This is a genomic window from Mycobacterium sp. BK086 (assembly GCA_004362315.1).
Classification (GTDB): Bacteria; Actinomycetota; Actinomycetes; order Mycobacteriales; family Mycobacteriaceae; genus Mycobacterium.
On record SNWL01000006.1, the window covers coordinates 262,672 to 285,798 of the forward strand.

Sequence of the window (23,127 nt, forward strand, 5' to 3'; positions counted from 1 at the left end):
GATGAGTGACAAGCGAATTCAGCTCTGGTGCGTGTACTCCGTATTCGGGTTCATCGCGATCTTCCTCGTCGGCTGGGTAGGGCTGGCCGGCTTCGTCCCGCCTCCCTCCCCTGCCGACAGCGCCCAGCACATCACGGCGATTTATGAGCACCGACTGATCGGCATCCGAGTGGGACTGGTGCTGTGTGTCTTCGCCTCCGCTTTCCTGTTGCCCTGGGGTGGCGCGATCTGCGCGCAGATGCTCCGTATCGAGGGATCTCGCGCGCCCCTGGTGTGGGCGTGGGTGGCCGCGCAAGGTTGTGTGGTCATCGAATTCGTCTATCCGTGCACGTTCTGGCTCGTTGCCGCGTTCCGGACGGACGATCCGTCGCGAGTCCAGACGTTCAACGACTTGGGCTGGCTCCCGTTTCTCGGGATCGTCTGCACCGGCATGTTCCAGATGGTTGCGCTCGCTGTGCTGACCCTGCGTGATCGACGCCCGGAGCCGGTCTTTCCGCGCTGGTTCGCCTACTTCCAGCTGTGGTGCGCGGTGGGCGTCGGATTCACCTTCGGTGTCTACATCTTCAAGACCGGACCACTCGCGTGGAACGGTGTCCTCGGATTCTGGATGCCCGTGACGTTCTACTTCATCTGGGTCGTGGTGACGACAATCGTGACCGCCGGCGCGATCAAGAATGACGACGGCTCAAACCGCGAATCCACAGTTCTCGAGCGCGTCACGCACCTGGAGAAGCTTGTGGCTGAACACCTCGACCCAGCGCGTACTGTTGCTCCTCGTCTGTGATCGCCCGGAACAGCATGAGCGACAGGGTGATCATCCACGCGGTGAACACGGCTACCGGTATCCAGAACGCCAGCAGGCCATTCCACGCGAGCACCCCGTCTTTGAAGAACGGGATCAACGTACCCGGCAAGAAGATCAGCTGCGCCCACAGGTTGAACCAACCCAGCCAGCGAGGAAAGACCGGCTGTTCCGATCGGTCACCGAAGATCGCCAGCGTGATCGCCAAGCCCTGGACCGTGATGACGGGCACCGGAATGAGGAAGCACAACCACGCCAGATCGTTGAGCCGCTGGGTGATCTCGATATTGTCCTCGGGCCGGAAGGCCGCCGCCTGCCAGAACACCGACGGGATGACGAAGATGATGATGAACGCCGCCCCCAACGCCAGTTGGGTGTAGGCCATCACCGACGAGCTACCTTCGATTCGCTTGAGCTGCACCGTGATCACCGCGGTCCACGCCCCATACAGTGCGCCGCCTGCGAGGACGCAGACCATGCCGGCCCGGATACCGACGGTGTTGTTGGCGTAGCGCGCGGCGACCTCGGCCGGTCCCAGGCTCGGGGCGATGGGCGGGATGAACCGCGCCAAAACGAGCAATCCGACCAGCCACACGATGGCCGCCACCGGGCCGGCCCACGCACAGATCCGCTGATTGCGTGCGTTCACCGGTGATTACCGATTGCGCCGCAACAGTTCTGCGGCGGCACGGTCGCCCCAGCGAGTCGCCGATTCCATCGAACCCGCACCGAACAGATCGCCGGCCACCTTGACCGGGCCGTCCTGCGGCAGCGCATGAAGCAGCCCACTGGAGCGCTGCCAGAAGCCCGGCTCAGCCAGGTAACCGGCTACCGGCCACCGTGTCACCACGCTCATATCGCGATGCCCCGCCAGTTCCGGGCAGAGCCCCTCGATGATGCCGGCCGCCCACAGTTCCAGTTCACCATCGGTGCGGTCGAGGAAGGCATCGGTGACGGTGGTGTCGGTGTAGATTGTCACCAGGCTGTGGCCGGCCGGGGCCCGGTCGGCACACTTGTTGTGCTGCATGAAGATCAGCAACGCCTCCCGGTTCTCCACAGTGGGAACCAGGACCGGATACGCCGCCGTTCGTGCGCGCACCGAGTAGCCCAGCGACACACTGATCAGCTTGACGTTGCGCAGTTTGTCACCGAAGGCCGGCGAGGCGGCCGACAGTGTCGGCCAGATCTCCGTCGCCCGGTTGTACATCGCGCCGATCACGCAACCCTCGGCGCTGATCTCGTGCTCACCTGACTCGTCACGGTATCCGACACTGACCCCCGCCGCGGTCTCGTCGACTCTGGTCACGGTCGCCCCGTACCGCACGTCGAGACGCTTGGCGAGTTCGTCGGTGACGAATCCGAGTCCACCGCGCACCGTTTGCAGCGAACTCGACCACGCGCCAAGGGCTCCGAGCACGTTCACCGTCGACGCGTTGGCCGCGCCGCTACCCACCGTCAGCCGCATCAACGGGTCGATGAGGTAGTCGGCGACCTCGTCGCCGAATTGCTCGGCCGCGAACTCCGCCGCGGTGCGATCCGGGTTGTCGAGCGCGGCCGAGCTGACCATGTCGTAGGAGTCGACACCCGCAATAGCCGAGCGCTGCCGGACAATTCCCCTGATCATCCTGAGCTTGGCACCGAGACTCAGCGCGGGCGTGAACGGAAGTCGCCACGGCTTGCCGGGATCGATATCGACGATCCGGCCGCCCCGCACCAGCCCGATCACCGCGGCGGTGTCGGCGACTCGCCCCTGCAGGCCCAAGTCACCGATGAGCTTCAGGTAGCTCGAATAGCCGGCGGTCAGTGCATCCGGCCCGGTGTCGACGACGTAGCCACCGTGCACTTCGGTACCCACCCGGCCGCCAGGGCGAGCACCCGCCTCGAGCACGACAACCGTCGCCCCGCTCTCCGCCAGCCGGTAACCGGCCGCCAGTCCGGACAGCCCGGCACCCACCACAACGACTGAACTCATCATCACTCCGATGCCCAATTTGTGAACGGTCGTTAGCGTAGCGCAACCGCGGCTCACCCGGAAGATCCGCGGTGGAGCACGTCGGAACGATGGCCCTGCGCTAACGTGGATGCGTGGCGACCACACGAAACGAGCGTTCAGAGCGGATCCTTCGCGCCGCGATGCACCTGTTCCACGAGCGCGGATACGACGGCGTCGGGGTCGATCTGATCGGTGAGCGGGCCGGTATGTCAGGCCCCGCGATCTATCGCTATTTCAGCGGCAAGGACGAAATCCTGATCACCCTGGTCGACGAGGCGATCGACCGCGTCCTGATGTCGACCGGCGGCGAGTTCGACAATCCACGCGAGGAGCTCGAACATCTGATCCGTGGCCACGTGCAGCGAGCACTGGAAGAACGTGAGCTGATGAGCGTGTGGACCAGGAGCCGGAATTCGATCCCCCAGCAGTACCGCCCCCGGCTGCGCTCCCGCATCAACCGGTACATCGACCGCTGGGTCGACTGCCTCGACGCGTGCTACCCGGGCAACAGCCGCGAGCTGCTGACCAGCGCTGTGCACGCCACACACGGGCTGATCGATTCCACCGCATTCTGGCCGGCCCAGTCGTTGAAGCTGGCCGCGCTGGACGATGTCCTCACCGGCATGTCGCTGTCCAGCCTGGAGTGGCTGGCCCGGGACCGCCAGCCGGACACCGGCCGCAAGCCGGCGCGCAAAGCGAACGCCGGCCGCTCGGCCTGAGCAGGGGCGTGTCCGAATCCAACGATCGTTAACGGTCGAACGCCATACACCCGGCCAGCGGCGACAGCGGGTATCACTGCGCCAGTGCATGAGTGGCGGATCGCGGCGTCCACGACGCGAACGGCACGCCCGCACGGCGCGCATCGGCGATGACGACGAAACTCCACACGCACGCCGCGAGACAGATCCCGACATAGGGCCACGAGTGGAAGAACCCGCCGCCGAAGAAGGCGATCGACACGATCGAATAGCACACGGCCATCACGCTGTAGCAGATCCACTCCAGCATCGACTGCCCGCGACCGTCGGGCCGGCGACCCAGTAGCGCGCTGGCCGACGGCGCGCCCCACAACAACGTCGCCATGAACGACAACAGATACAGATCGTCATTGAGCGCGCCCTTGACCAGGGCCCAGCTGATCACACCTGCCGCCAACGCACCCAGAATCCGCAGACGATGCTGTGCGTCGGTGCGCCCGGGCGACAGTTCGTCGCGCCCGTATTTCATGGTCTGCCAGGCATACACCGATTCGGCGAGGAACGTGACGACGATCGCGAACCAGAACATCTGCATGAACCAGTGGTCGTAACGCCCACCGAACCAGTCATTGAAGTGCAGCAGGTACGAACCGTCGTGCGGCCACCACAGCGCGGTCATCCACAGCGCCATCGGGTACACGCGATCGCGTCTGCCCATCCGCGCGCCCTCGATGAAGAAGACGAACATCGCCAGGATCGACAGGCCACCGATGGACACCACCGCGACGGCGTTGGCCGTTATCGCGGCAAGGACGGTGGCGGGATCGTAGGTGCCCATATTTTTGAAGCATAGCAACTCAAAAATCGGCCTCGCCGGAGATTCAGGGAGCAAGCAGTAGTGTGTCACCCGTGGTCGCGCCCCCTTCCGACAGCGGCGGGGATCTTCGCGCCCGCATTCTGAAGGCCGCCCACGACCTCTTCACCAAACAGGGCTTCCAGTCGACCACCACGAAAGAGATCAGCGCGCGGGCCAAGGTCGCCGAGCCGACGGTCTTTCGCCACTTCGGCTCCAAGGTCGAGCTGTTCGAGGCCAGCATTCTCGAACCGTTCAACCGAGTCGTGGACGAATGGACGCGATCGTGGGACGCGACGCCCACCGAAATCACCCTCGAGCAGCTCGCCGAAGATCTTGTGGACGGCCTCTACACCTTGATCTGGGAGGATCGCCGGATCTTCCGGGAGCTGATGGCCGCGCGTTCCGATCCGCAGTCGGCGCTGCACCAATCGGCTGTCGCGATCAGTGCGCAGTTCCGGGAGGGTTTCAGCGCCGTTCTCGACGTCGGTGTCGATATCGCGCGCGCCAGGGAGCTCGTCTACGTCGACCCGCCGGCCACGATCGGCGCCGTCGCGAGCATGATCATCGGCTCGGTTCTGCTCGGCGATTGGGCTTACCCGGCGAACCGGCGCACGCCGGGCCGGACCCGCATGGTCCGCGAGATGGCGCGACTGATCGTCGACGGCATCGCCCACCGCCATTCCTGACGCCGCTCCGCACATCTGTTGAGATTTGACGTCTCATATACGTATCCGCGCATGTGAGCTGTGCAAATAGCTCGATCGCGATGTAAGCATGACTATTGATGTCAGCAAGTGCTGACGCTATATTGGCGGTAACGCACGTCACACCGACGGCTTCTGTGCCGACGAGAGGAAGACCATGACCCGGCACCTGGACCGCACCATCACGGCAACCTCGGCCCCGGTCGACTCCGCGTCGCAACCCAAGCGGAATCTGCCGGTCAACATCTTCGCGGCCCTCGGCGTGCTGCTGGTGTTGTTCGAGTGCTACGTCCTGATCAAGTGGGTCACCGGACCGTTCTTCGTCCGCGTGCCCAGCGGTCCTTCCGAGCCTCCCGCGCTGATGAAAGGGATCCTCATCGCGTGGCAGGTCGGATCGATCCCGGCCACGCTGGGCCTGACCTACTGGTTCGTCATCCGGCCCTGGCTGCGTGACCGCAAGCTCGGCATCGACGGCATCCTCGTCATCTCGTTCTTGACGGTGTGGTTCCAGGACCCGCTATCGTCCTACGGCGGACACTGGTTCACCTACAACACCTGGATGCTCAACTTCGGCTCCTGGGTGAACTCCGTACCGGGCTGGAACTCGTTCGGCAGGCCGGGGGCGATGCTGAGCGAGCCGATTCTGTTCACCCCGTTCGCGTACTGCTACATCTTCGTCATCGTCATGCTGATCGGCTCGTGGTTCATGCGCACTGTGCGCCAACGCTTTCCGAAGCTGAGCAACCTGGGACTGATCGCGAGCTGCTACGCGTTCATGATGGTCTTCGACTTCATCCTCGAAGGTCTGCTGTGGCTGCCGATGGGCATCTTCGCCTACCAGGGCGGGCACTGGGGCATCTTCCCCGATACCTATCACAAGTTCCCCATTCACGAAGCGCTGACCATCGGCGCGGTCTTCTGTGCCGTCGCATGCTTCCGCTACTTCCTGAATGACAAGGGACAGATGGTCTTTGAGCGCGGCATCGAAGATGTCCGCGGTGGCGAGACCCGAAAGACCGTCGTAAGGGCCCTCGCAGCGATCTTCGTGATCCAGGGGACCATGTTCATCGGGTACAACGTGCCCAACTTCTGGGTCGGTATGCACTCCACCGAATGGAACGAAGACATCCAGAAGCGCTCGTACTTCACCTCGGGCATCTGTGGCGAGAACACCGACCGGCCATGCCCCGGCCCCGCCGTACCGCTGGACCGCAACAACAACAGCAACCCGGTCGATGGCAGTTCGGGCTACATTGACCAGGACGGAAAGGCGGTGATTCCCCCCGATGCGCCGTGGCAGCGGAAGGTCATCCCGTTCGATCGACCGGGTCAGTGACCACCGAGACTCCCCCAAGCCTCAGGCTGCAGGAAACCTCGCGCTGTCGTTGTTCGCAAGTGCCCTAGCCGGCAAGCCCGTGCCATTGGAGTTCACCCAGAGCACGGTCGGCAGCAGTGACGGGTCGACGATCTTCATCCCAGTGGGCCTGGACCAAGACTGCGTCGAAGCGCGATACCTGGTGATCTGTCAGGCATCGCTGCAGCGGTCTGGGGCATACCGCAAAGATGTTCTGCGCAAACTCAATCGGGGCGGATCGGATATCGCGCAGCGCTACCTGATGCTGGAAGTGCTGCGGTCGTGCGCCGCAGTCGAGCAGATGCTGCCGCGATCCTTCCTCGCCGCGCTGCACGACGCAGGCGCCGAGGTCCGGCCATCGGCTGCGCCTGCCGAATCACTGTCGCGGGCGCGATCGACCGAGAGACTGCCGGCCCCGCCTTCGTGGTTCGGTGAGTTGACACCGTCGCGGATCCTCTCAGCCGGAAATGCCTCCGCGGCAGATGATTCGAGCGGCAAGGATCTCGCGGAGTCGGCCTCGCTGCCCGAACCGGACGAGGAGGAGGACGACGACACCGCCTCCGGCGAGCGCAGCCGCATCATGGAGCTGTTCTCCGCACCGCTGCGAAGCCCCTTCGGCGAGGCCCTGCAGAAATTGCTCGGCATGGGCCGCTCCCCCGGCGACGGAACCGCCGGTGACGAGGTACCCGTCGTGGGCGCACGACGTGGGCGCGGAAACTCCACCAAGGGACGTCTGGTGCCCGGCAGCGATGCGCGAATCGAGATGGCCGGTGAACTCGTGGTCGGTGCCGCCTATCCCGAGTGGGACACCCACCGTCGCACCTATCACGAAGAATGGACGCTGGTCGGCGAGTTCGATCCCGCCCCCGCAGACGACGTCGAACCGACTGGCGCGCAACCGAACCGCGCCCTCATGCGCGCACTCGCGCGGCTGGGCTTGGCGTGGGAGACCCATCGCGCCGAGCCCATGGGCGACAACCTCGACCTCTCCGCCCTCGTCGACCTGCACACCAGCGTTGCGGCGGGCCACGGCGGCGAAGCGCTGGTGTACACCGCGGCCCGACGGACGTCTCAGCGCCTCGGGGTGCTGATCCTGCTCGACGCCACGGGCTCGACCGCCGAGACCGCGGACGGTGAGATGGTGTTCGCCGCGCAGCGCAATCTCGCCTTCGACGTGACCTCCGCCCTCGATCAGCTCGGAGTGCGCACCGCGACCTACGGTTTCTACTCCCAGGGCCGCCGCAATGTGCGCTTCTTGCATGCGAAGTCGTTCGACGAGCCCTGGTCCGCCGCCGCGCAGCGACGCCTGCTGAGCATCGGACCGTCCGGATTCACCCGGCTGGGGGCCGCCATCCGGCACGCGACGAACGTCGTCGCGACGCGGGCCGGTACCGATCATCAGCTGGTTGTGGTGATCGGTGACGGCGTGGTGTTCGATCACGGGTACGAAGGTCGTTATGCCACAGAGGATTCCCGGTTCGCCATCGAAGAGGCGGCCCTGCGTGGCGTCGCCATTGCTGGCTTGTCGGTGAGTCCGACACCCGACGATTCGATATGGCCGCTGGCCCAGCATCGCGTGGTACGCGACGCGGCTGAACTGGCTCCGCAGGTGCGGGACTTGTTCGGCGGAGCGCTGAGCCGGGTTCGCGGAACACAGCGCACAGGTCACCCACAAAGGAGTGTGCATGTCAGTGCAGGAATTTGAGCGCGTGAGCGCTGATCGCCAGTCGGCGGACGTCCCCTACTACCTGCCGATCGGCAACGAGGTCGAGGTGTTCCGCGCGGCGTGGGACATGGGTCTGCCGGTGATGCTCAAGGGCCCGACCGGCTGCGGTAAAACCCGTCTGGTCGAGCACATGGCGGCGACATTGCAGATTCCGCTGCACACGGTGTCGTGCCACGAGGATATGACGGCCTCGGATCTACTCGGCCGATTCCTGTTGATCGGTGGCGAAACCCGTTGGGTTGACGGCCCACTGACGACGGCCGCCCGTGAGGGCGGCATCTGCTACCTCGATGAAATCGTCGAGGCTCGGCAGGACGCCGTCGTGGCGATCCACTCGCTGGCCGATCATCGGCGCGAGCTGAGCCTGGAGCGGCTCGGCGGGCAGACGATCAAGGCCGCGAACGGCTTTCAACTTGTGGTGTCCTACAACCCCGGTTACCAGAGCATCCTCAAAGACATGAAGCCGTCGACGCGCCAGCGGATGATCGCGATCGAACTCGAATACCCCGACCCTGCCCTCGAGGCCGAGATCGTGCGGCGCGAATCGGGTCATGACGGCGCCCGCGTCGAGGACCTGCTGCGATTTGCTCAAGCGGTCCGGAAGGTGGCGCACCCTGGCATGCGCGAGGTGTGTTCGACCCGAACCCTTGTCGCGGCCAGCCAGCTGATGCGCGCCGGGCTCGCCTTCCGCGACGCCACCATCGCCGCCATCGCAGGCCCGCTGTCCGATGACCAGGAACTGCGGCGCGGACTCATCGCGATGATCGATTCCTACGCTGACTGACACGACGGACGGCCGCCGGGCGGTAGCGGCGAAGAACCGCGAGCGCCTGCTCGCGGCCGCGATCGACATGTTCGCGCAGCGCGGGTATCGAGGAACGACCACGCGGGACATTGCCGCGGCCGCGGGCATCACCGAGCGCACGCTGTTTCGGCAGTTTCCGTCGAAGGCGGCCCTGTTCCAGGAAGCGGTGGCCGGTCCCGTCGAGCGCTTCTTCACCGATTTCCGGGAGTCCTGGGCGGCACGTCCGCGTGGCTCGCGCGATTCGGAGACCGAGATCCGGGAGTTCTTCGGAAGCCTTCGGGCCGTGTTGGAAGGTGAGCGCGCCCTCCTGCAAGCTTTCCTGGCCGCGATGTCCGTGGGCGAAAGCGAAGGCCTCGGCGATCTGCGGACCACGTTCACCCCGGTGATCGACTCGCTTGTCGAGATCTTCGCGGTCGAAGCCGAGTTGCGGGGCTGGACGGCCGACCACGCCATTGCGGTGCGACTGATCATCGGCATGGCGTTCTCGGCGACCGTGCACCGCGACTGGTTGTTCACCGATCAGCAGCTGGGCGACTTCGAATACCTCATCGACCAACTCACCCAGATGACGCTGTGGGGGCTGCAGGGCCCCAGGCCAGAACTGCCTTAGCGCACGACACTACGACAACTATTGTCGTAGTGTCGTAGCACGTGCTAGCTTTCGGATCGGGTACCGGATGAGTCGGCGTCACCTCGGCGCTGAAAACTCGCCTACCTGAGAGGAATTGCGCATGGAAGCACGGGTTCAGCGCGTCCTGATCTGGGCGGGCCCGACCATGGTGGTCATCTGGTTCGCCACCTTCATCTTCGTCATGGGGTTTTTCCCGCCCTCGCGGCCGAGCGCCACCGCTGAGGAAATCAAACAGCTCTATGCGGACAACACGATCTTGATCAAGCTCGGCCTCGTGGTCGTGATGGCAGCTTCGGCATTGCTCGTTCCCTGGGCGGCGGCGATTTCGGGACAGCTCAAGCGCATTGACGGCGCCCGCGCCTTGGCGGCCACCCAGCTCGTCTCGTGCGGCCTGCTGTCGCTGGAGTTCATCACCCCTATCGGGGTCTGGATGGCGGCCGCGTTTCGCTTCGACGGACGTGCCGCCGAGGTCACCGAGGCGCTGCACGACGTCGGCTGGATCCTGTTCGTCACCGTCATCTGGTCGCTGTGGGTTCAGATGTGGTGCATCGTGGCGGCGATCTTCATCGACAAGAACGACCCGCCGATCCTGCCACGCTGGTTGGGATACCTGACGGCCTGGGCGGCGCTGTTGATCACGCCGGCGGGCATGGTCTTGTTCTTCAAGACAGGCCCGTTCGCCTGGAACGGCATCGTGGGGATCTACATCCCGCTGGCGGCCTTCGCCATCTGGATGGGAGCCATCAGTTACGAAGTGCACAAGGCACTCACGGTGCAGATCAAGGAGGGCACCGATCCGCTGTGAGGTCCGCCGCCTAGTCTTGCAGCATGGATGAACCCACGGCCAGTGTGGTGCGTGCGGCCCGGCAGGCCTTTATCAAGTACGGCCCGGATCGGACCACGATGTCCGATGTGGCGCGGTCCGCGGGCGTGGTTCGGCAGACCCTGTACTACACCGTGTCCAGCCGCGACCAGCTGGTGGAACTGGCGATGGTGCAGTGCTGCGAAGAACTCCAGGAACAGATCGACTCATGGAACCTCGGCGAGGCCGAGGACCTCGACGAGGCATTGGTCGAATTTCTCGCCAGGGCAGTCGAAGTCACGCATGGAGACGCAGAACTGGCAGCACTGGCCGCCGCCCTGCCGCCCGATCGCGCCAAAGCCGTGTTCGGCGAATCCCACCCCATCGAGGCACTCATCCACTCCAGCCTGCGCCCGCTGCTGGCGCGAGCCGAATCCGACGGCCGACTCCGGCCGGGCGTCACCCCGGAGGAAGCGAGCCGGTGGTTGCAGGGCGTGTTGACATTCGCACTGCTCCGCGACGACCCGAGACCGGAAGCCTTACGCGAGGAGTTGCGCAAATTCGCGGTGCCGTCGGTGTTGTCCGCTGACGGTAAGCCGTCGCGTCGGAAACGCCAGAAGTCGTAGTTTTCAGCGACCGGTGTTCGAGACGAATGTGTTGTTGACCGGCATCCGGAATCCGGGACTGCCCGGGCAGGGTCCGTAGGCGGTCGGCGTCGTCGAATTCGGATTGCCCGGAATATCGCACAGCCCGTTGACCAGATGGGCTGGGTAGTCGTCGGGATACGGCGACGCATGCAGCCCGGCCGGAATCTGCACCAGCAGAAGGGCCCACATCGACATCGCGAAGATGGCGACTGTGGCGAAGACGGTCACACTCGTTCGCACGGCCGGCCGGAACGTATGCAGACCTCGTTCGACAATCGTCTCGCCTTTGTCGTTCTTGAAATAGCGAACCGCGGCAAACGTGGTGAAAACGATTCCGGTGGTGAGGTATTCGGCCCACGCGTAGCGCTGGCCGTTGGCAAACAGCGAGAAATCGGCTGGGGCGCCCGGTAGGCCCCACAGGTTGGACAGGAACGTCGGCGCCTCCAGGCAGGCACCCAGGATCAGCCCGTAGGAATAGGCGAATACCATCAGTGCCAACGTGTTGATCTGGGGGAAGCGCCTCTGCACGACTCCCATGCCGTGATTGATGATGATCGCGAAGCCCAACAGCCCGAACGGGTAGATGAACATGATGAACACCGGTTGGGGCATCAGTCCGGCAGTCGGGTTCACCACCCCCGGCGCCTGCGCAACCCAGGTGTTGAGGTTCAACCACTGCGAGCTGTACATGAAGTTCGGCTGCATCCAGTTGACCATCGGGTCCCAGAACAGGGTGAAGAACCCCGCGATGACGATCACTGCATCGAACGCGAGGCGACGCTGGCGAAGGCATTGGCGCACAACGTGAGTGCCGATCAGCACCACCGCCACGGCCATGATGGACTCGTAGATTCGAGCGACCCACCACGAGGTGTCGCCGGGTTCACGGGTCGCTGTCACCTGCGCGGGCCCCGAGGCGAGCCAGGCTCCCCATGTCCACAGCGCGTAACCGGCGATCAGCACACCGATGACCGCCAAGATGACCGGCGCCGGCACCTGCCGGACCGGCGTAGCCGTCGCGAAGGGCGCGGGTCGATCCGCCGAGACCGTGGCCATCACGCCACCGTACAACACCGGGCGACACCACGACAAGTAGTGTCGCCTTGTCGGATGATCAGCGATCGGTGAAAACCGACGGCACCGCGTAGGTGCGAAACTCCTTGCGCAGTGCGGCGTCATCGTGGTTTTCGCGCAACAGGGCAAAACTGATCACGCCGAGCAACCACTGGCTTGCCTCGTCGGTTTTCACACCCGCCCGCAGCTGGCCGGCCGCAGCAGCTTCTTCGAGCACTGGTCGCAGACTCTTGGCCAACAGTGCTTGCACAGCAGTGGCGCCGCCGATGATCCGATCGACGGTCTCGGACGGAAGGGCAGCGGCCAAGGCGCCGAATTCCTCGTCCGTGCTTGCGATTTCCACGGCGCGGGCCAGCGCCTCGACGAAACGATCGCGCAGGTCAGTCGGCCCATCGGCCAATGCGGCGTCCAAGCGTTGCTGCAGCTCACCACAGCAGGCCACCAACGCGAGCTCGATGAGCTGATCACGGCCGGAGACGAAGTCGTACAGCGTTTGACGGGCCAAGTCGGCTTCCTTGGCGACGTCGGCCATCCGGGTCCGCGCCACGCCGTAGCGGATGAATACCGCCCGCGCGGCTGTGACGATTCCCGCTGTCGTGTCGTCCGTCGGCATGCGGAGATTCTATGTGGGCAGTGCGGGAGAGCCACGGTGCCGCGAAAAACTGGTCATTGACAGCGCCGCAATGCCGTGCCTATTTTGAGACAGCTCTAGCAATAAATCTGCTCTTCATCTGCCACACAGGGCTTTCCGGCGTCATGCCGAGTATTCGCATACGTGCACAAATCAAAAGGAGTCACCATGGCAAATGGTCGAAGCCTGTTCTCCGAGCGCAGCCAACGCGCGATCCTCTGGTGGGGCATCGTCCTTGCGCTCGTCTACATCGCCGCGTTTGCGCTTCTCCTGCAACAGGTTCCCCTGAAGAATCCGGCATGGTCGGCCGAGCAGGTCGCGGACTGGTACGCCCACAACAGCACCCGCATCAAGTGGGGCGCGGTGATCTGTAGTTGGACCGGCGCTTTCATGATGCCGATCCTGGCCGTGGTCGCGGTGCAGATGGCGAGAGTGGAGACCGGCGGGCTGAAGATCTGGAGCGTCCTGTCCTTGGTCAGCGGCGCGTTGATGTCGCTGTTTTTGATGCTCCCGCCGATGTTTTGGGGTGTCGCCGCCTACACCGCCCCTCGCAAGAATCCAGAAGTCACCACCCTCATGCACGAACTGGCGTCGCTGACCATGACAACCACCGACCAGTTCTACATCTTCATGTGGATCGGGGTCACCGTCATCTGCCTGCGCCCGGCCACCCAGCTGATCAAGAACAATCCGTTCCCGCGGTGGTGGGGTTGGCTGTCGCTGTGGATCACGATCATGTTCGAGGCCGGCGCGATCGCCTTCATCCCGCGCAGTGGGCCGTTCGCGTGGAACGGTCTGCTGGTGTTCTGGTCCCCGCTGATCCTGTTCACCACCTGGATCGTGATCCAGAGTTGGCTGGTCTTCCGGGCGCTGCGCGGTCAGGTCGCGGATCCCGATCCTGAGCTCACGCCGAATCAAGCTGCCGCCAGCGTCTTCTGAACGACGGGATGACATGGACACACGCGAGCTCAGCGACACCTATGACTACATCGTGGTGGGCGGTGGCCACAACGGATTGAGTGCCGCGTGCACGCTGTCGGCTTCCGGGGCCTCCGTGCTGGTTCTGGAGCAGCGCCCGCACCTGGGCGGTCTGGCCAACAGTGGGCCGTTCTGTCCGGAGGCGCCACACCACATCCTGAGCCTCGGCGCGATGGACGACATGTTCATGTCGTGTACGAGTTTCATCTCCGACCTCGACCTGCACCGGTACGGCTACCGCGGCACACCAGTGGAGGCGCCCTACGGCTGGATCGGCGAGGACGGCTCAACCCTGCTCCTGTTCCATGATCTGAACCGAACACTGGCCGAGGTGCGCCGGTACTCCGCGGCGGACGCCCGCCGTTACGCCGATCTGCAGCCTGCGCTGTCGTGGATCTTCGCGGCACTGAGCACGGTCATGCCGCATCATCCCGCACAACTACCGAAAGCCGAGTTGGGCAAGCTGATGCTCAAACTCGCACCCAGCCGGGCGATTCGGCGTCAGTTGGGCCGCATCATGTCGCACAACCTGGTCGATCTGATGGCCGACACGTTCGAATCCGACCAGATGCGTTCCCTGGCTACCTATTGGGGCAGCATGATCGGCCCGATCGACCACGACGGCGGCGGCTTCTACTGTGTCGGGCTGGCTGCGGTACACCGCAAGCCGGGCGTGATCCGGCCGCGCGGCGGAATGGGTGCGGTGATGTCCGCGATGGCCGCGTATGCGACCGAACGCGGCGCGCACATCCGCACCGGTACCGCCGTCGACCTCGTGAACGTCGTCGGCAACCGGGCCACGGGCGTCGCACTGGCCGACGGCACCGAGATCGGCGCCAGCCGCGGGGTGTTGGCCGCAGTGCCGCCCCAGCTGGCCTACGGGGGTCTGCTCGAGGACGGCGTGCTGGATACGGCGACCCGGGCCAAAGTCGCGATTCTGCCTGCCAGCGGGAACAATTCGGCGACCTTCAAAATCGATGTCGCCCTGTCCGGGCGAGCCACCTACCCCAGGGGCGCGGCACAGCGCGCGAAGATCGACGGATTCGACATCCGCAAGACCGCCCTGATGACGGGCACGTTCGACGAGAACATCCGACAGCTGCAAGCCATTCGTGCGGGCGAGTCCTTGGCCAAGCCGCCCGTCTACATGGCGGTGTTGTCCGCCAACGATTCTGGGCTGGCGCCCGAGGGCCAGGACGTCGTCTATCTGGCATCGAACGTCCCTGCCCAACCCCGTGACGGCTGGGAGAAGACCAAGGCGGCGATGTCGGCGTCAATCATGGATTCGGTGACCACTCACCTCGCCGGGTTCGACGCCGAGATCGGCCGGATCGAAACCAGCCCAGCCGATTTCGGTGACCAGTTCGCCACTCCGAACGGCTCTTACTTCCACGTCGACATGACTCCGCTGCGGTTGGCGATGAACCGGCCGGCACCAGGTCTCGGCGGGTACCGCTCACCGGTGCAGAACTACTTCCACGCCGGAGCCGGTTCGCATCCCGGGGGTGGGGTGAGCGGCTGGCCGGGGCGGTTGGCCGCGCAGACCGCTCTTGGACACTTCGATGCATAGCGCCGAAGCAGACCGTGCCGGTTGCGAGGGAAGCGGTGGCGATGTATGACGTGACAGAGGTCATGCGCACGATCGACGAACACACCGCCATCGTTGTCGTACTGGTACTTTTCGGTTGGCTTGGTGGCTTCGCACAGATCGGCGAAGCGCTGCGACTGGGCTTCACCCAACGGGTCGCCGGTCAGCCGTTGGGGACAACGATCGTCATGCTTGCCCACGACCTGACGTACTCCCTGCACTACCAGCATTTCGTGCATGACATCGGTCATCCCATGTTCGTGTTGTTCTGGTACGGCATGGTCGTCTCGAATCTGATCGAGTTCATCATGTTGTTTCACTGGATCCGCTACCAGCGTTCAGGGCTGCCGACTGTCGCAGTTTGCCTGCTGGTGGCAGCGTTTCAGTCGCTGGCTTTCGCCTTGTGGTGGTGGGTGCAGTCACTCCTCGACGATCCACTGGACCTGATTGGCCTGACCATGGTGCAAGTCGGCGCCGTGGCATTTGGCGTTCCAATGTTGCTGGGACGCAACACCGCACGAGGATCATCGAGGATCTTCGTGTGGGCAACACTGCTGGGACCTGGATCACTGGGGTTCTTGTTCATCCCCTACCTGGCGCCCGAGTTCGCCTCCAGTTGGCAATTCTGGACAGTGGTCACGACCACCATGATGTGCGCGGTGTCCTTCGTGCTGCTGTACGAATGGCTGCGCCGGAGGGATGAGCGGCAACCGTTGAACACCGAGTCGTTCCGTTGTCCATCGTCGGTGTGAAGGTGCTCATGGCGGGCAACCTCGGCGTACCAGAATGCCTGGCCGGTGTTCCTTTTCGGTGCGGCGACACCGACTAGCGAGCGGCAGCACTCACCACATCATCGGGTCGAATCGACACATGTTCGCCCGCTGCTACCTCGGCGTTGATGGCGCGGATCGTCAGCACCGAGAAGATCACGATCCACGCGAAGAAGACGATCATCGGTACGTAGAACACCAACACTCCGTTCTGCGAGAACGGGCCGGTCTTGAAGAACAGCAGCAGGCTGGCTTCACACATGAAGAAGCTCGCGAAGAGATTGAAGTACGCCGACCACCGCGGGAACGCCGGCCGGGCGCTCTTGTCCATCAAGATGCTCACCGCCAGCGCGATCTGAAAGAGCGCGAACGGAGCCCCGGTGAAAAGCACGCCCAGCCAGCCGAGGTCGTTGAAAGCCTGCGTCACTTCAGGACTCGTCTCACCGGGACGCCATGCGGCAGCTCCGAAGAAGAAGCCGATGAACATCACCACCACAACTTCGCAGGCGACCGCAATCAGCATGATGTTGAACAGGATCGGCCACTGCCGCTCCCGTCGCCGCATCATCTGAATGATGCTGGCGCTCCACGTCGTGTACAGGATGCTGGAGAAGATGAAGATCACCGTCGCAATCCTGATTCCCGTCGTATGGGCGAGATAGTCGGATACGACCTTGGCGGGCGAGTCGGCCGCGGACGGCGGCAGGATGTATTGACAACTCGCGACGACGATCGCGGCAAACGGCCAGAAGAAGGCAAACGCGAATCCCGTGTAGGCACAGAACTTGAGAACCTTTGGATGGAAGCCGTCAGTGCGCATATCAGTCTCCTGTTTGGTAGGGCGGTCTTGGCATGGGTACACCGGGCCCCGGGCAGGTTGTGCCGTCGGCGCCCGATGCGCACATGTCATTCACCAGGTAGGACGGATAGCCCTCGGGGAACGGGCCGGAGTGCAAGGAAAAGAATTGCTGCGGAATCATGTACAGCAGAACGAAACTCAGGTGGATGGCGCCGTAGATCGCGAAAAACTTCACCAACTGTCGTCCCTTGACACCCAGCTTCAGGGTGTTGATCCCGCGCTCGACGAAGGTCTGTCCGCGATCATCGCGGAAGTGGCTGAGACATGCGATGGCGCCAAGCCCGAACCCGCCGAAGAGGAGAGTCTCTGACAGCGGTATCTGATGGGTCTCGCCGGCGAACAGGGTGATGGCACGTATCCCGCCGGGATAGGCGTAGACCCCCGTGCGCAGGACCAAGCCTTCAACGAGGGTGTCGCTGATTGTCAGGCCGACGATGATGGCGCCGACAACTCCCGGCACACCCAGCCTGGGCCACCGAGCCCGGACCTTCCGGATGAGCCAGAGAACGATCATGACTTGGGAGTACACCAGCGCGGTGTAGGCCGGCGGCACGATCAGCAGCGGCTCGGGAAGACGATGCGCGCTCGGGCTGATCCACGTGGGCCAGGCTCCGTTGGCCCACGCTCCGCGATTGATCAGATGCGAGTTATAGAACAGGGTCACCGACGTGTAGTTCATGACCATGTCCCAGAAGAACACCGTCGATGCGGCAAGAGCGATCATCGCGTCGGTCGTCAGGTAGCCGTGCTTACGCCACGGCCGGATCACCCAGAGGTACAGCAGGACCACCGCCACAACCGGAATCACGATCTGCAGCCCGGTCAACGTCGCCGATTGCCAGGCCGGAATCGGATCGGATCCGGGATCTGTCGAGACGAAGTTCGGACCGAAGATCCAGCTGCCCAGCACGTAGATCTGAAATACCAGCAGCAGTCCACCCATGCCGGCCCACCAGAGCACGGGACGCGGGTTGGTTGCCTTCGGGTCGGCGACGACGCCGTCGACAGGCATCTGCCCACGCTGGATCGTCGCCACAGTCAGTCCAATCGGTCGCCCGCCAATGCAAGTGCCGCTTGCATTATGAGTCGCAGTGGCTCACAAATGCAAGTGTCACTTGCACTGACGCTGGATCGGGCGAGGTCAGCCCAGAGCGCTGCCGTAGGATCGGCGCATGCAACAAGGCGCGGGGCACAGCACTTCTCGTAACGGCGCCCGGGCCCGGACACTCGCGGCGGCACGAACGCTCTTCGCGGCCAACGGGTACAAGTCCACGACGACCAAAGAGATCGCGGCAAAGGCCGGGATCGCCGAGCCCACGTTGTTTCGCCAGTTCGGCTCGAAGTCCGATCTTTTCGAGGCAGCCATCATCGAGCCGTTCTCCGAGTTCATCGACGGCTGGATTCAGTCGTGGCACGAGTTCAGTACCGACTCCTCGGTCGAGCAGCTGGCGGAAAGCCTGGTCGACGGACTGTTCAAACTCGTGCAGCAGGATCGCCGGCTCTTCCAGGAGTTGATGGAGGCCCGGGCCGATCCCGCCAACACCCTGCACCAGTCCGCGCTCTCCATCAGTGTGCGTCTTCGCGAAGGCCTCCGAGGTGTGCACGACGCGGGTCTCGAGATCGCCAGCGATCACCACCTCGACCGCCTCGACCCGCCGGCGACGATCGCATCGGTGGCCGCGATGATCATCGGTGCCGTCGTTCTGGAGGACTGGATCGTGCCGGTCGGCTTTCGCTCCCCGAGTCGGGCAAGGATGGTCAAGGAGATCACGATGATGGTCGCCTATGGCATCACCGGTAGACCCAACTGACTCGCCATCAGAGAACGAAGTACACCGTCACCATCGCGGTGCACACTATCGCGCAGTGCATTTCGAAGAGGGCGCGCAGTCGCCGCGGCGCATCGCGCAGCTCCATGAAATACAAGCCGACGAACCGGACCTTGACGAAGGCCACGATCAGGATCAAGGTCGTCGCGACGTGACGGTCGTGGACACCGTGATCGGCGCCGAGGTACCAGGAGAGAAGCGTCGCACCGATGAGGCCCAGCCAGACGAGAGAGAACGGTCCGCGCAGGAGGTCGCGGAAAGTCACTGCGGTGGCGTCGATCACGGCGTTCTCACCTCACGAAGTACAGCAGCGGGAAGAGCACGATCCACAGCAGATCCACCATGTGCCAGAAGCACGCACCGCCTTCGACGTAGGCGAACTCCTTGACACTCAGCGAAGGCTTGCTCGACTTGACCATCATGTAGACGAGCAGGCACATGCCGATCAGCAGGTGAAAGAAATGCAGGCCGGTCAGGATGTAGAAGTACATCCAGAACTCGTTGGTGCCGGGCGTGATTCCGTGACTGATCTTGGTCGAGTATTCGCTGATCTTCAGCACTGAGAAGCCGAGCCCGCATAGGAATGCACCGGCGAAGCATCGCGGGGCGATGCGCAGGGCGCGGCGGCGAATGGCGCGCAGCCCCACGACCACCAAGAGCGAACTGGTCAGGAGCAGGCCGGTATTGATAACCCCGTAGAGCTGGGTCAGGTGCGCCGAGGATGCATTGAACAGCTCGACATTGCGCGATCGGTAGACGAGGAACGTGATGAAGAACCCCGAGAACACGCTCATGTCGCCGAGGATGAAGATCCACGTGCCGTCCTCGCCCGGCGTATGCGGCTCGAAAGTCCTTCTGGCCCTGACGCGATTGATCGTTACCACGCCGCGAGCGCGCCTAGTTGTTCGAGAATGCCGGGCGGTCGCGCGTGTTGTCGACCTCGACCCAGGCGACTCCCGGCACTCCCGCTTCGGCGTCGGCCTGCAGCTTGGCCGCCTGCTGGTTGATGACCTTCAACGACATCACGATCATCACCATGATCTCGCCGAAGAAGATGAAGACAGGGAACCAGAAGGCGAGCACTCCGTTGTAGGCGAACGGTCCGTCGTGCCAGAACACGATCAGCGCCGCCGGGAAGATCAGGAAACCGCACCAGAGGTTGAAGTAGCCCACCCAGCGGGGATAGATCGTGGGGACGTTGTGGTCCTTGAAGATCGCCGCAGCGACGACGAAAAACCAGATGGCGAAGGGCGGCCAGGTGAAAAGCCAGTCGAACCACACCCAGTCGTTGGCGAACTGAATGATCTGCGGATCCATCGTGTCGGCACGGTACGCGCACACCGCCCAGGTCATGGGAATGAACAGGAAGAACACGTATCCGCCGCCGACCAAGGCAATCGAGGCGTAGGTCAGGAACGGGTAACCGCGCTCCATCCTCCGCATGAACGTGGTGACGACGATGCCCCACGTCGCCCAGAAGCTCCACGCGATGATCTGGATCACCGAGCCGATCTGGATTTCAAAGCGACGATCGATGAAAACCTGGCGCAACTCGTCGGCAGTGAGGGTAGGTCTCGGCGCGGGCAGGAAGTGCATCAGAAAGCCCTGGGCCACAAGAAGTCCAAGGATGACCACCACTGCCGACCAGGTGAACGCCTTGGCGACACCCTTGTCCATCTCGACCTGTCTGATCACCGGATTCCCTCCATCCGCGTCCGGTGCGGCCTCTTTGTGAGACGCATCACTTCATAATTACTGTAGGTGCGCGCCGTCGCGTTAGCAAGTGTCACTTTCGATAATCGATAGTGCTGCTTACTTAACGACTCGCGATACGATCTCCCCATGGGCATGCGACGCGGTCCGCGCGAGGTGCAAGATCTGGTGCTCAAGGCGGCGGACCGGCTCTTCACCGCTCAGGGCTACCACGGCACCACCACCCGGCAGATAGCCGAGGAAGCCGGCGTGGGAGAACCCGTGCTGTTTCGCAACTTCGGCAGCAAGGCAGGGCTTTTCGAGCAGGCGACCATCAAACCGTTCACCGAGTTCCTGACCGAATGGGTGGCCTCATGGGAGCGTGAGCAGCCGGCGACCACCGACGCCGAGAAGATCGTGCGATCGTTCGTGACGGGCTTCTACGGCGTGGTCGACGAGCATCGTGAACTCATCAAGACGCTGATCTCGGCACGAGCACAGGGCGGCGATCAGGAGCTCGACAGAGTTTCGGCCACCGTGAGCGACAAGGTCGCCGAGGCGCTGCGCATCATGCGAAGGGCCCTGCTCGACCATGGCCAGCCGAGGCACTACGACGACCTCGATCCGCCGTTGACCGTCGCGGTCAGTGCCGGCGCCGTGATGTCCGTTCTGCTGCTCGATGATTGGCTCTTTCCGGCTCGGGAGCGGCGCCCCAGCAGGAAGAGGCAGATCGACGAGCTCACCCAGATGCTCTTGCACGGCATCGCACACCGCGGCTCGGCCTGACCTACCCGACGAGCCGTCGCTCGTCGGCGGTGATGGCTTTGAACGTCATCACCGACATCACCACCATCCAGGTGAAGAAGTCGACCGCGACGAGCCAGAACGCCAGCATGCCGTTGTAGGCCAACGGGCCGGTCTTGAACAGACCCATGAAGCTGGCCGGTGCCATCGCGATGGCCGCGTAGATGTTGTAGTAGGCAACCCATCTCGGATACGCCGCATGAGGATTGCAATCTCGGAAGATCGCGACCGCGATGATGACCATCAGAATGCCGAACGGCGGCCAGGTGTAGAGGAACAGGAAAAACCCAAGATCGAGGAACGCCTGGACGATCGCAGGGTCCTCGGCCCGGAACGCCATCACGGTCCACGACACCGCGATGGTGGTGATCACAGCGGCACCGCCACCCACGTTGGCCAGCGCAGCGACGGTCAGCACGGGAACCCGCTCCATCCGCCGGACGTAGAGCAGAATGGGCGCCATCCACGTAACCCAGAACGACCAGAAGAAGGTGCACAGAGCCGCGCCGATGAGGATGGAGCGTTGGTTTTCCGAAACCCACGCCAGTGCAGCCTCTTTGGTCATCGTCGGCGACGGCGGGGGAACCATCTGCATGAGCCACGCGAAGCCGATCACCGTCATGGCGACCAGCGTCAGCCCGCTCCACACGAACAGCCGCATGACCATCGGATCGATTCGGAACTCCGCCAACCACCCGTGATGGACGGGATCCAGTCCGTCAGCCTGCCTGGTCTTTGCCGTTGTCATCGAAGCTCCCTCATTCGCCGCCATTCCGGTGCAGGAGGGTGGCGAACATCGAGGAATCCGCGCAAGGCCCACTAACAAGTCGTGCTGATGACGCATCTATCGTTGGTGATAGAGCCCCATTTCATTACTATTTCAGAATGCCGAGACCGACGGCGTCAAACGCATCCGCCAGAGACCGCATCCTCTCCGCGGCCCGGGCAGCGTTCGGGCAATACGGCTACAACGCCACCACCACGAAGGGCATCGCGCTGCGCGCCGGCGTATCGGAGCCGCTGATCTATCGGCACTTCGGCACCAAGGAGGCGTTGTTCGACGCAGCCGTGCTGACACCCTGCACCGACTTCCTGACCCGACACCTGACCGAATGGCAACAGCGCGAGCCGGGTTCGCGCGCCCGTCACTCGAAGAGGCTGAGGGGCTCTTCAACGACCTCATCGGGCTGTTCCTCGACGAGCGGGACATCGCCCTACCACTGCTGGCGGTCTATCACTTCGGTGATCCCGGCGGCACGCTGAAGCGAAGGCTCGAGCAGGCGATGCGCGGCGTGGTCACTCTCGTCGAGCAGCGTTCGGCCAGCGAAGCGGCCAGCCGGGAGTACGGTGGCGTTGACATCCCCGTGCTGGCCAGAATCATGGTCGGCGTGTGCTTTTCGCTCGTCACATTTCCACGCCTGTTCGACATGGACCAGCTGCCACGGACCCGCTTCGTCCGAGAGATGGCGCGTCTGACGATGCACGGCATCGAGTTTCGAAACCAGCCCTTGCGTGAGGACCTCGCCCGTCGACCGGTTGCGGCCACCACCCCTGCTGGTCGACTACCGCGCGTCGTCTCCGACGACATCTGGTCGCGCGTCCAGCCCATCTTGCAAGCCCAGCCGTCGTCGCATCGGGGACGACAACGAATCGACGACCGGCTGGCGCTCGAGGGCGTGATCGATGTGCTGACCTGCGGGACACCGTGGCAACAACTCCCCCGGACGCGGTATGGAATCTCCGGCGTGAGCTGCTGGCGCAGATTCACGGCATGGCAGGAGCGGGGCGTCTGGCCCGAGATCGCTGACATCCTCACATCTGAAGGTCTCGATCTGCCTCCGCGCGTTCAGCATTGACAGCGGACGCACCACCGAAGATAGTAAT

At 63.7% G+C, this 23,127-nt stretch carries 26 protein-coding genes and 1 pseudogene; 16 read left to right on the forward strand and 11 right to left on the reverse strand.

Translation table 11 applies throughout. The features are described 5' to 3' along the window. Position 1: 1 nt before the first annotated feature. Positions 2-784 carry a hypothetical protein gene (locus EV580_RS22015; RefSeq protein WP_133693588.1) on the forward strand — a complete coding sequence of 261 codons (783 nt, stop codon included), beginning with the start codon at positions 2-4 and terminating at the stop codon, positions 782-784. Here the strand turns inward: EV580_RS22015 and EV580_RS22020 are convergent. Both EV580_RS22020 and EV580_RS22025 read right to left on the reverse strand, forming a co-directional pair. Then, positions 717-1,451, reverse strand: a complete 735-nt coding sequence (locus tag EV580_RS22020; RefSeq protein ID WP_133693590.1) for a hypothetical protein — start codon at positions 1,449-1,451, stop codon at positions 717-719. The two genes, EV580_RS22015 and EV580_RS22020, sit on opposite strands and share 68 nt — an antisense overlap. 6 nt (positions 1,452-1,457) lie before the next feature. Further along, positions 1,458-2,774 carry a protoporphyrinogen/coproporphyrinogen oxidase gene (locus tag EV580_RS22025; RefSeq protein ID WP_166654831.1) on the reverse strand — a complete coding sequence of 439 codons (1,317 nt, stop codon included), beginning with the start codon at positions 2,772-2,774 and terminating at the stop codon, positions 1,458-1,460. Between the two features lie 113 nt (positions 2,775-2,887). On the opposite strand from EV580_RS22025, the gene EV580_RS22030 reads away from it, so the two are divergent. Continuing rightward, positions 2,888-3,514: a TetR/AcrR family transcriptional regulator gene (locus EV580_RS22030; protein WP_133693594.1), complete on the forward strand. Its 627-nt coding sequence runs from the start codon at positions 2,888-2,890 to the stop codon at positions 3,512-3,514. A 73-nt stretch (positions 3,515-3,587) separates the two neighbouring features. Here the strand turns inward: EV580_RS22030 and EV580_RS22035 are convergent, their stop codons facing one another. Next, positions 3,588-4,331, reverse strand: coding sequence for a hypothetical protein (locus EV580_RS22035; RefSeq protein ID WP_133693596.1), 744 nt, complete (start codon positions 4,329-4,331; stop codon positions 3,588-3,590). Between the two features lie 71 nt (positions 4,332-4,402). Between EV580_RS22035 and EV580_RS22040 the strand changes: the two genes are divergently transcribed. From EV580_RS22040 to EV580_RS22070, 7 genes are all read left to right on the forward strand, one after another. Then, entirely contained in the window at positions 4,403-5,035 is a 633-nt protein-coding gene (locus EV580_RS22040; protein WP_133693598.1) for a TetR/AcrR family transcriptional regulator, read from the forward strand. 175 nt (positions 5,036-5,210) lie between these two features. Next, positions 5,211-6,389, forward strand: a complete 1,179-nt coding sequence (locus EV580_RS22045; protein WP_133693600.1) for a spirocyclase AveC family protein — start codon at positions 5,211-5,213, stop codon at positions 6,387-6,389. A gap of 79 nt (positions 6,390-6,468) precedes the next feature. Next, complete coding sequence (locus EV580_RS22050) at positions 6,469-8,112, forward strand: nitric oxide reductase activation protein NorD (RefSeq protein WP_133693602.1); 1,644 nt, start codon at positions 6,469-6,471, stop codon at positions 8,110-8,112. Next, positions 8,093-8,917: a CbbQ/NirQ/NorQ/GpvN family protein gene (locus EV580_RS22055; RefSeq protein ID WP_133693604.1), complete on the forward strand. Its 825-nt coding sequence runs from the start codon at positions 8,093-8,095 to the stop codon at positions 8,915-8,917. The genes EV580_RS22050 and EV580_RS22055 overlap by 20 nt, the downstream gene beginning before the upstream one ends. A 46-nt stretch (positions 8,918-8,963) precedes the next feature. Next, complete coding sequence (locus EV580_RS34665; RefSeq protein ID WP_255496809.1) at positions 8,964-9,548, forward strand: TetR/AcrR family transcriptional regulator; 585 nt, start codon at positions 8,964-8,966, stop codon at positions 9,546-9,548. Between the two features lie 121 nt (positions 9,549-9,669). Continuing rightward, complete coding sequence (locus tag EV580_RS22065; RefSeq protein ID WP_133693608.1) at positions 9,670-10,374, forward strand: hypothetical protein; 705 nt, start codon at positions 9,670-9,672, stop codon at positions 10,372-10,374. Between the two features lie 23 nt (positions 10,375-10,397). Beyond that, positions 10,398-10,997 (forward strand): TetR/AcrR family transcriptional regulator, encoded by a 600-nt coding sequence (locus tag EV580_RS22070; protein ID WP_133693610.1) that lies wholly within the window; start codon positions 10,398-10,400, stop codon positions 10,995-10,997. 3 nt (positions 10,998-11,000) lie between these two features. Here the strand turns inward: EV580_RS22070 and EV580_RS22075 are convergent, their stop codons facing one another. Beyond that, the gene (locus EV580_RS22075; RefSeq protein ID WP_166654832.1) at positions 11,001-12,074 is read right to left on the reverse strand and encodes a spirocyclase AveC family protein; all 1,074 of its coding nucleotides are present in this window, start codon (positions 12,072-12,074) and stop codon (positions 11,001-11,003) included. A gap of 58 nt (positions 12,075-12,132) precedes the next feature. Continuing rightward, positions 12,133-12,705 (reverse strand): TetR/AcrR family transcriptional regulator, encoded by a 573-nt coding sequence (locus EV580_RS22080; RefSeq protein WP_133693614.1) that lies wholly within the window; start codon positions 12,703-12,705, stop codon positions 12,133-12,135. 186 nt (positions 12,706-12,891) lie between these two features. On the opposite strand from EV580_RS22080, the gene EV580_RS22085 reads away from it, so the two are divergent. From EV580_RS22085 to EV580_RS22095, 3 genes are read left to right on the forward strand one after another with little or no spacing between them, the layout of a single operon-like run. Then, the gene (locus tag EV580_RS22085) at positions 12,892-13,662 is read left to right on the forward strand and encodes a hypothetical protein (protein ID WP_133693616.1); all 771 of its coding nucleotides are present in this window, start codon (positions 12,892-12,894) and stop codon (positions 13,660-13,662) included. A gap of 13 nt (positions 13,663-13,675) precedes the next feature. Then, on the forward strand, positions 13,676-15,271 hold the full coding sequence (locus EV580_RS22090) for a phytoene desaturase family protein (protein ID WP_133693617.1): 1,596 nt from the start codon (positions 13,676-13,678) through the stop codon (positions 15,269-15,271). 41 nt (positions 15,272-15,312) lie between these two features. After that, entirely contained in the window at positions 15,313-16,041 is a 729-nt protein-coding gene (locus EV580_RS22095; RefSeq protein WP_133693619.1) for a hypothetical protein, read from the forward strand. 73 nt (positions 16,042-16,114) lie between these two features. On the opposite strand, the gene EV580_RS22100 is transcribed toward EV580_RS22095, so the two are convergent. Further along, a complete protein-coding gene (locus EV580_RS22100; protein WP_133693620.1) occupies positions 16,115-16,879 on the reverse strand; it encodes a hypothetical protein in 765 nt (254 codons plus the stop codon). Between the two features lies 1 nt (position 16,880). Continuing rightward, positions 16,881-17,930, reverse strand: a complete 1,050-nt coding sequence (locus EV580_RS22105) for a spirocyclase AveC family protein (RefSeq protein WP_133693622.1) — start codon at positions 17,928-17,930, stop codon at positions 16,881-16,883. 160 nt (positions 17,931-18,090) lie between these two features. Here EV580_RS22105 and EV580_RS22110 point away from each other — a divergent pair, with 160 nt between their 5' ends. Next, a complete protein-coding gene (locus EV580_RS22110; protein WP_133693623.1) occupies positions 18,091-18,729 on the forward strand; it encodes a TetR/AcrR family transcriptional regulator in 639 nt (212 codons plus the stop codon). Positions 18,730-18,736: 7 nt separating this feature from the next. On the opposite strand, the gene EV580_RS22115 is transcribed toward EV580_RS22110, so the two are convergent. Genes EV580_RS22115 through EV580_RS22125 form a run of 3 tightly spaced genes read right to left on the reverse strand, consistent with a single transcriptional unit; the run spans position 18,737 to position 20,442 of the window. After that, positions 18,737-19,030 carry a cytochrome C oxidase subunit IV family protein gene (locus tag EV580_RS22115; RefSeq protein ID WP_133693625.1) on the reverse strand — a complete coding sequence of 98 codons (294 nt, stop codon included), beginning with the start codon at positions 19,028-19,030 and terminating at the stop codon, positions 18,737-18,739. Between the two features lie 7 nt (positions 19,031-19,037). Then, the gene (locus EV580_RS22120) at positions 19,038-19,631 is read right to left on the reverse strand and encodes a cytochrome c oxidase subunit 3 (RefSeq protein WP_133693626.1); all 594 of its coding nucleotides are present in this window, start codon (positions 19,629-19,631) and stop codon (positions 19,038-19,040) included. A gap of 13 nt (positions 19,632-19,644) precedes the next feature. After that, positions 19,645-20,442, reverse strand: coding sequence for a hypothetical protein (locus EV580_RS22125; protein ID WP_133693628.1), 798 nt, complete (start codon positions 20,440-20,442; stop codon positions 19,645-19,647). A gap of 147 nt (positions 20,443-20,589) precedes the next feature. Here EV580_RS22125 and EV580_RS22130 point away from each other — a divergent pair, with 147 nt between their 5' ends. Next, complete coding sequence (locus EV580_RS22130) at positions 20,590-21,225, forward strand: TetR/AcrR family transcriptional regulator (protein ID WP_133693629.1); 636 nt, start codon at positions 20,590-20,592, stop codon at positions 21,223-21,225. 1 nt (position 21,226) lies between these two features. Here EV580_RS22130 and EV580_RS22135 read toward each other — a convergent pair whose 3' ends face one another. Beyond that, complete coding sequence (locus EV580_RS22135) at positions 21,227-21,991, reverse strand: hypothetical protein (protein ID WP_133693631.1); 765 nt, start codon at positions 21,989-21,991, stop codon at positions 21,227-21,229. 137 nt (positions 21,992-22,128) lie between these two features. Between EV580_RS22135 and EV580_RS34520 the strand changes: the two are divergent. After that, a pseudogene (locus EV580_RS34520) lies at positions 22,129-22,299 on the forward strand (helix-turn-helix domain-containing protein); the annotation flags it as partial. A 56-nt stretch (positions 22,300-22,355) separates the two neighbouring features. After that, positions 22,356-23,099 (forward strand): transposase, encoded by a 744-nt coding sequence (locus tag EV580_RS22145; protein ID WP_133693634.1) that lies wholly within the window; start codon positions 22,356-22,358, stop codon positions 23,097-23,099. Positions 23,100-23,127: the final 28 nt, after the last annotated feature.

Excerpts from the sequence above, each read along its gene's own strand:
- EV580_RS22015 (WP_133693588.1), top strand. The coding sequence starts at position 2 with ATGAGTGACAAGCGAATTCAGCTCTGGTGCGTGTACTCCGTATTCGGG.
- EV580_RS22025 (WP_166654831.1), bottom strand. The coding sequence starts at position 2,774 with ATGAGTTCAGTCGTTGTGGTGGGTGCCGGGCTGTCCGGACTGGCGGCC.
- EV580_RS22035 (WP_133693596.1), bottom strand. The coding sequence starts at position 4,331 with ATGGGCACCTACGATCCCGCCACCGTCCTTGCCGCGATAACGGCCAAC.
- EV580_RS22045 (WP_133693600.1), top strand. The coding sequence starts at position 5,211 with ATGACCCGGCACCTGGACCGCACCATCACGGCAACCTCGGCCCCGGTC.
- EV580_RS22055 (WP_133693604.1), top strand. The coding sequence starts at position 8,093 with ATGTCAGTGCAGGAATTTGAGCGCGTGAGCGCTGATCGCCAGTCGGCG.
- EV580_RS22065 (WP_133693608.1), top strand. The coding sequence starts at position 9,670 with ATGGAAGCACGGGTTCAGCGCGTCCTGATCTGGGCGGGCCCGACCATG.
- EV580_RS22070 (WP_133693610.1), top strand. The coding sequence starts at position 10,398 with ATGGATGAACCCACGGCCAGTGTGGTGCGTGCGGCCCGGCAGGCCTTT.
- EV580_RS22075 (WP_166654832.1), bottom strand. The coding sequence starts at position 12,074 with ATGGCCACGGTCTCGGCGGATCGACCCGCGCCCTTCGCGACGGCTACG.
- EV580_RS22080 (WP_133693614.1), bottom strand. The coding sequence starts at position 12,705 with ATGCCGACGGACGACACGACAGCGGGAATCGTCACAGCCGCGCGGGCG.
- EV580_RS22085 (WP_133693616.1), top strand. The coding sequence starts at position 12,892 with ATGGCAAATGGTCGAAGCCTGTTCTCCGAGCGCAGCCAACGCGCGATC.
- EV580_RS22090 (WP_133693617.1), top strand. The coding sequence starts at position 13,676 with ATGGACACACGCGAGCTCAGCGACACCTATGACTACATCGTGGTGGGC.
- EV580_RS22095 (WP_133693619.1), top strand. The coding sequence starts at position 15,313 with ATGTATGACGTGACAGAGGTCATGCGCACGATCGACGAACACACCGCC.
- EV580_RS22100 (WP_133693620.1), bottom strand. The coding sequence starts at position 16,879 with ATGCGCACTGACGGCTTCCATCCAAAGGTTCTCAAGTTCTGTGCCTAC.
- EV580_RS22105 (WP_133693622.1), bottom strand. The coding sequence starts at position 17,930 with ATGCCTGTCGACGGCGTCGTCGCCGACCCGAAGGCAACCAACCCGCGT.
- EV580_RS22110 (WP_133693623.1), top strand. The coding sequence starts at position 18,091 with ATGCAACAAGGCGCGGGGCACAGCACTTCTCGTAACGGCGCCCGGGCC.
- EV580_RS22130 (WP_133693629.1), top strand. The coding sequence starts at position 20,590 with ATGGGCATGCGACGCGGTCCGCGCGAGGTGCAAGATCTGGTGCTCAAG.
- EV580_RS22135 (WP_133693631.1), bottom strand. The coding sequence starts at position 21,991 with ATGACAACGGCAAAGACCAGGCAGGCTGACGGACTGGATCCCGTCCAT.
- EV580_RS22145 (WP_133693634.1), top strand. The coding sequence starts at position 22,356 with ATGGCAACAGCGCGAGCCGGGTTCGCGCGCCCGTCACTCGAAGAGGCT.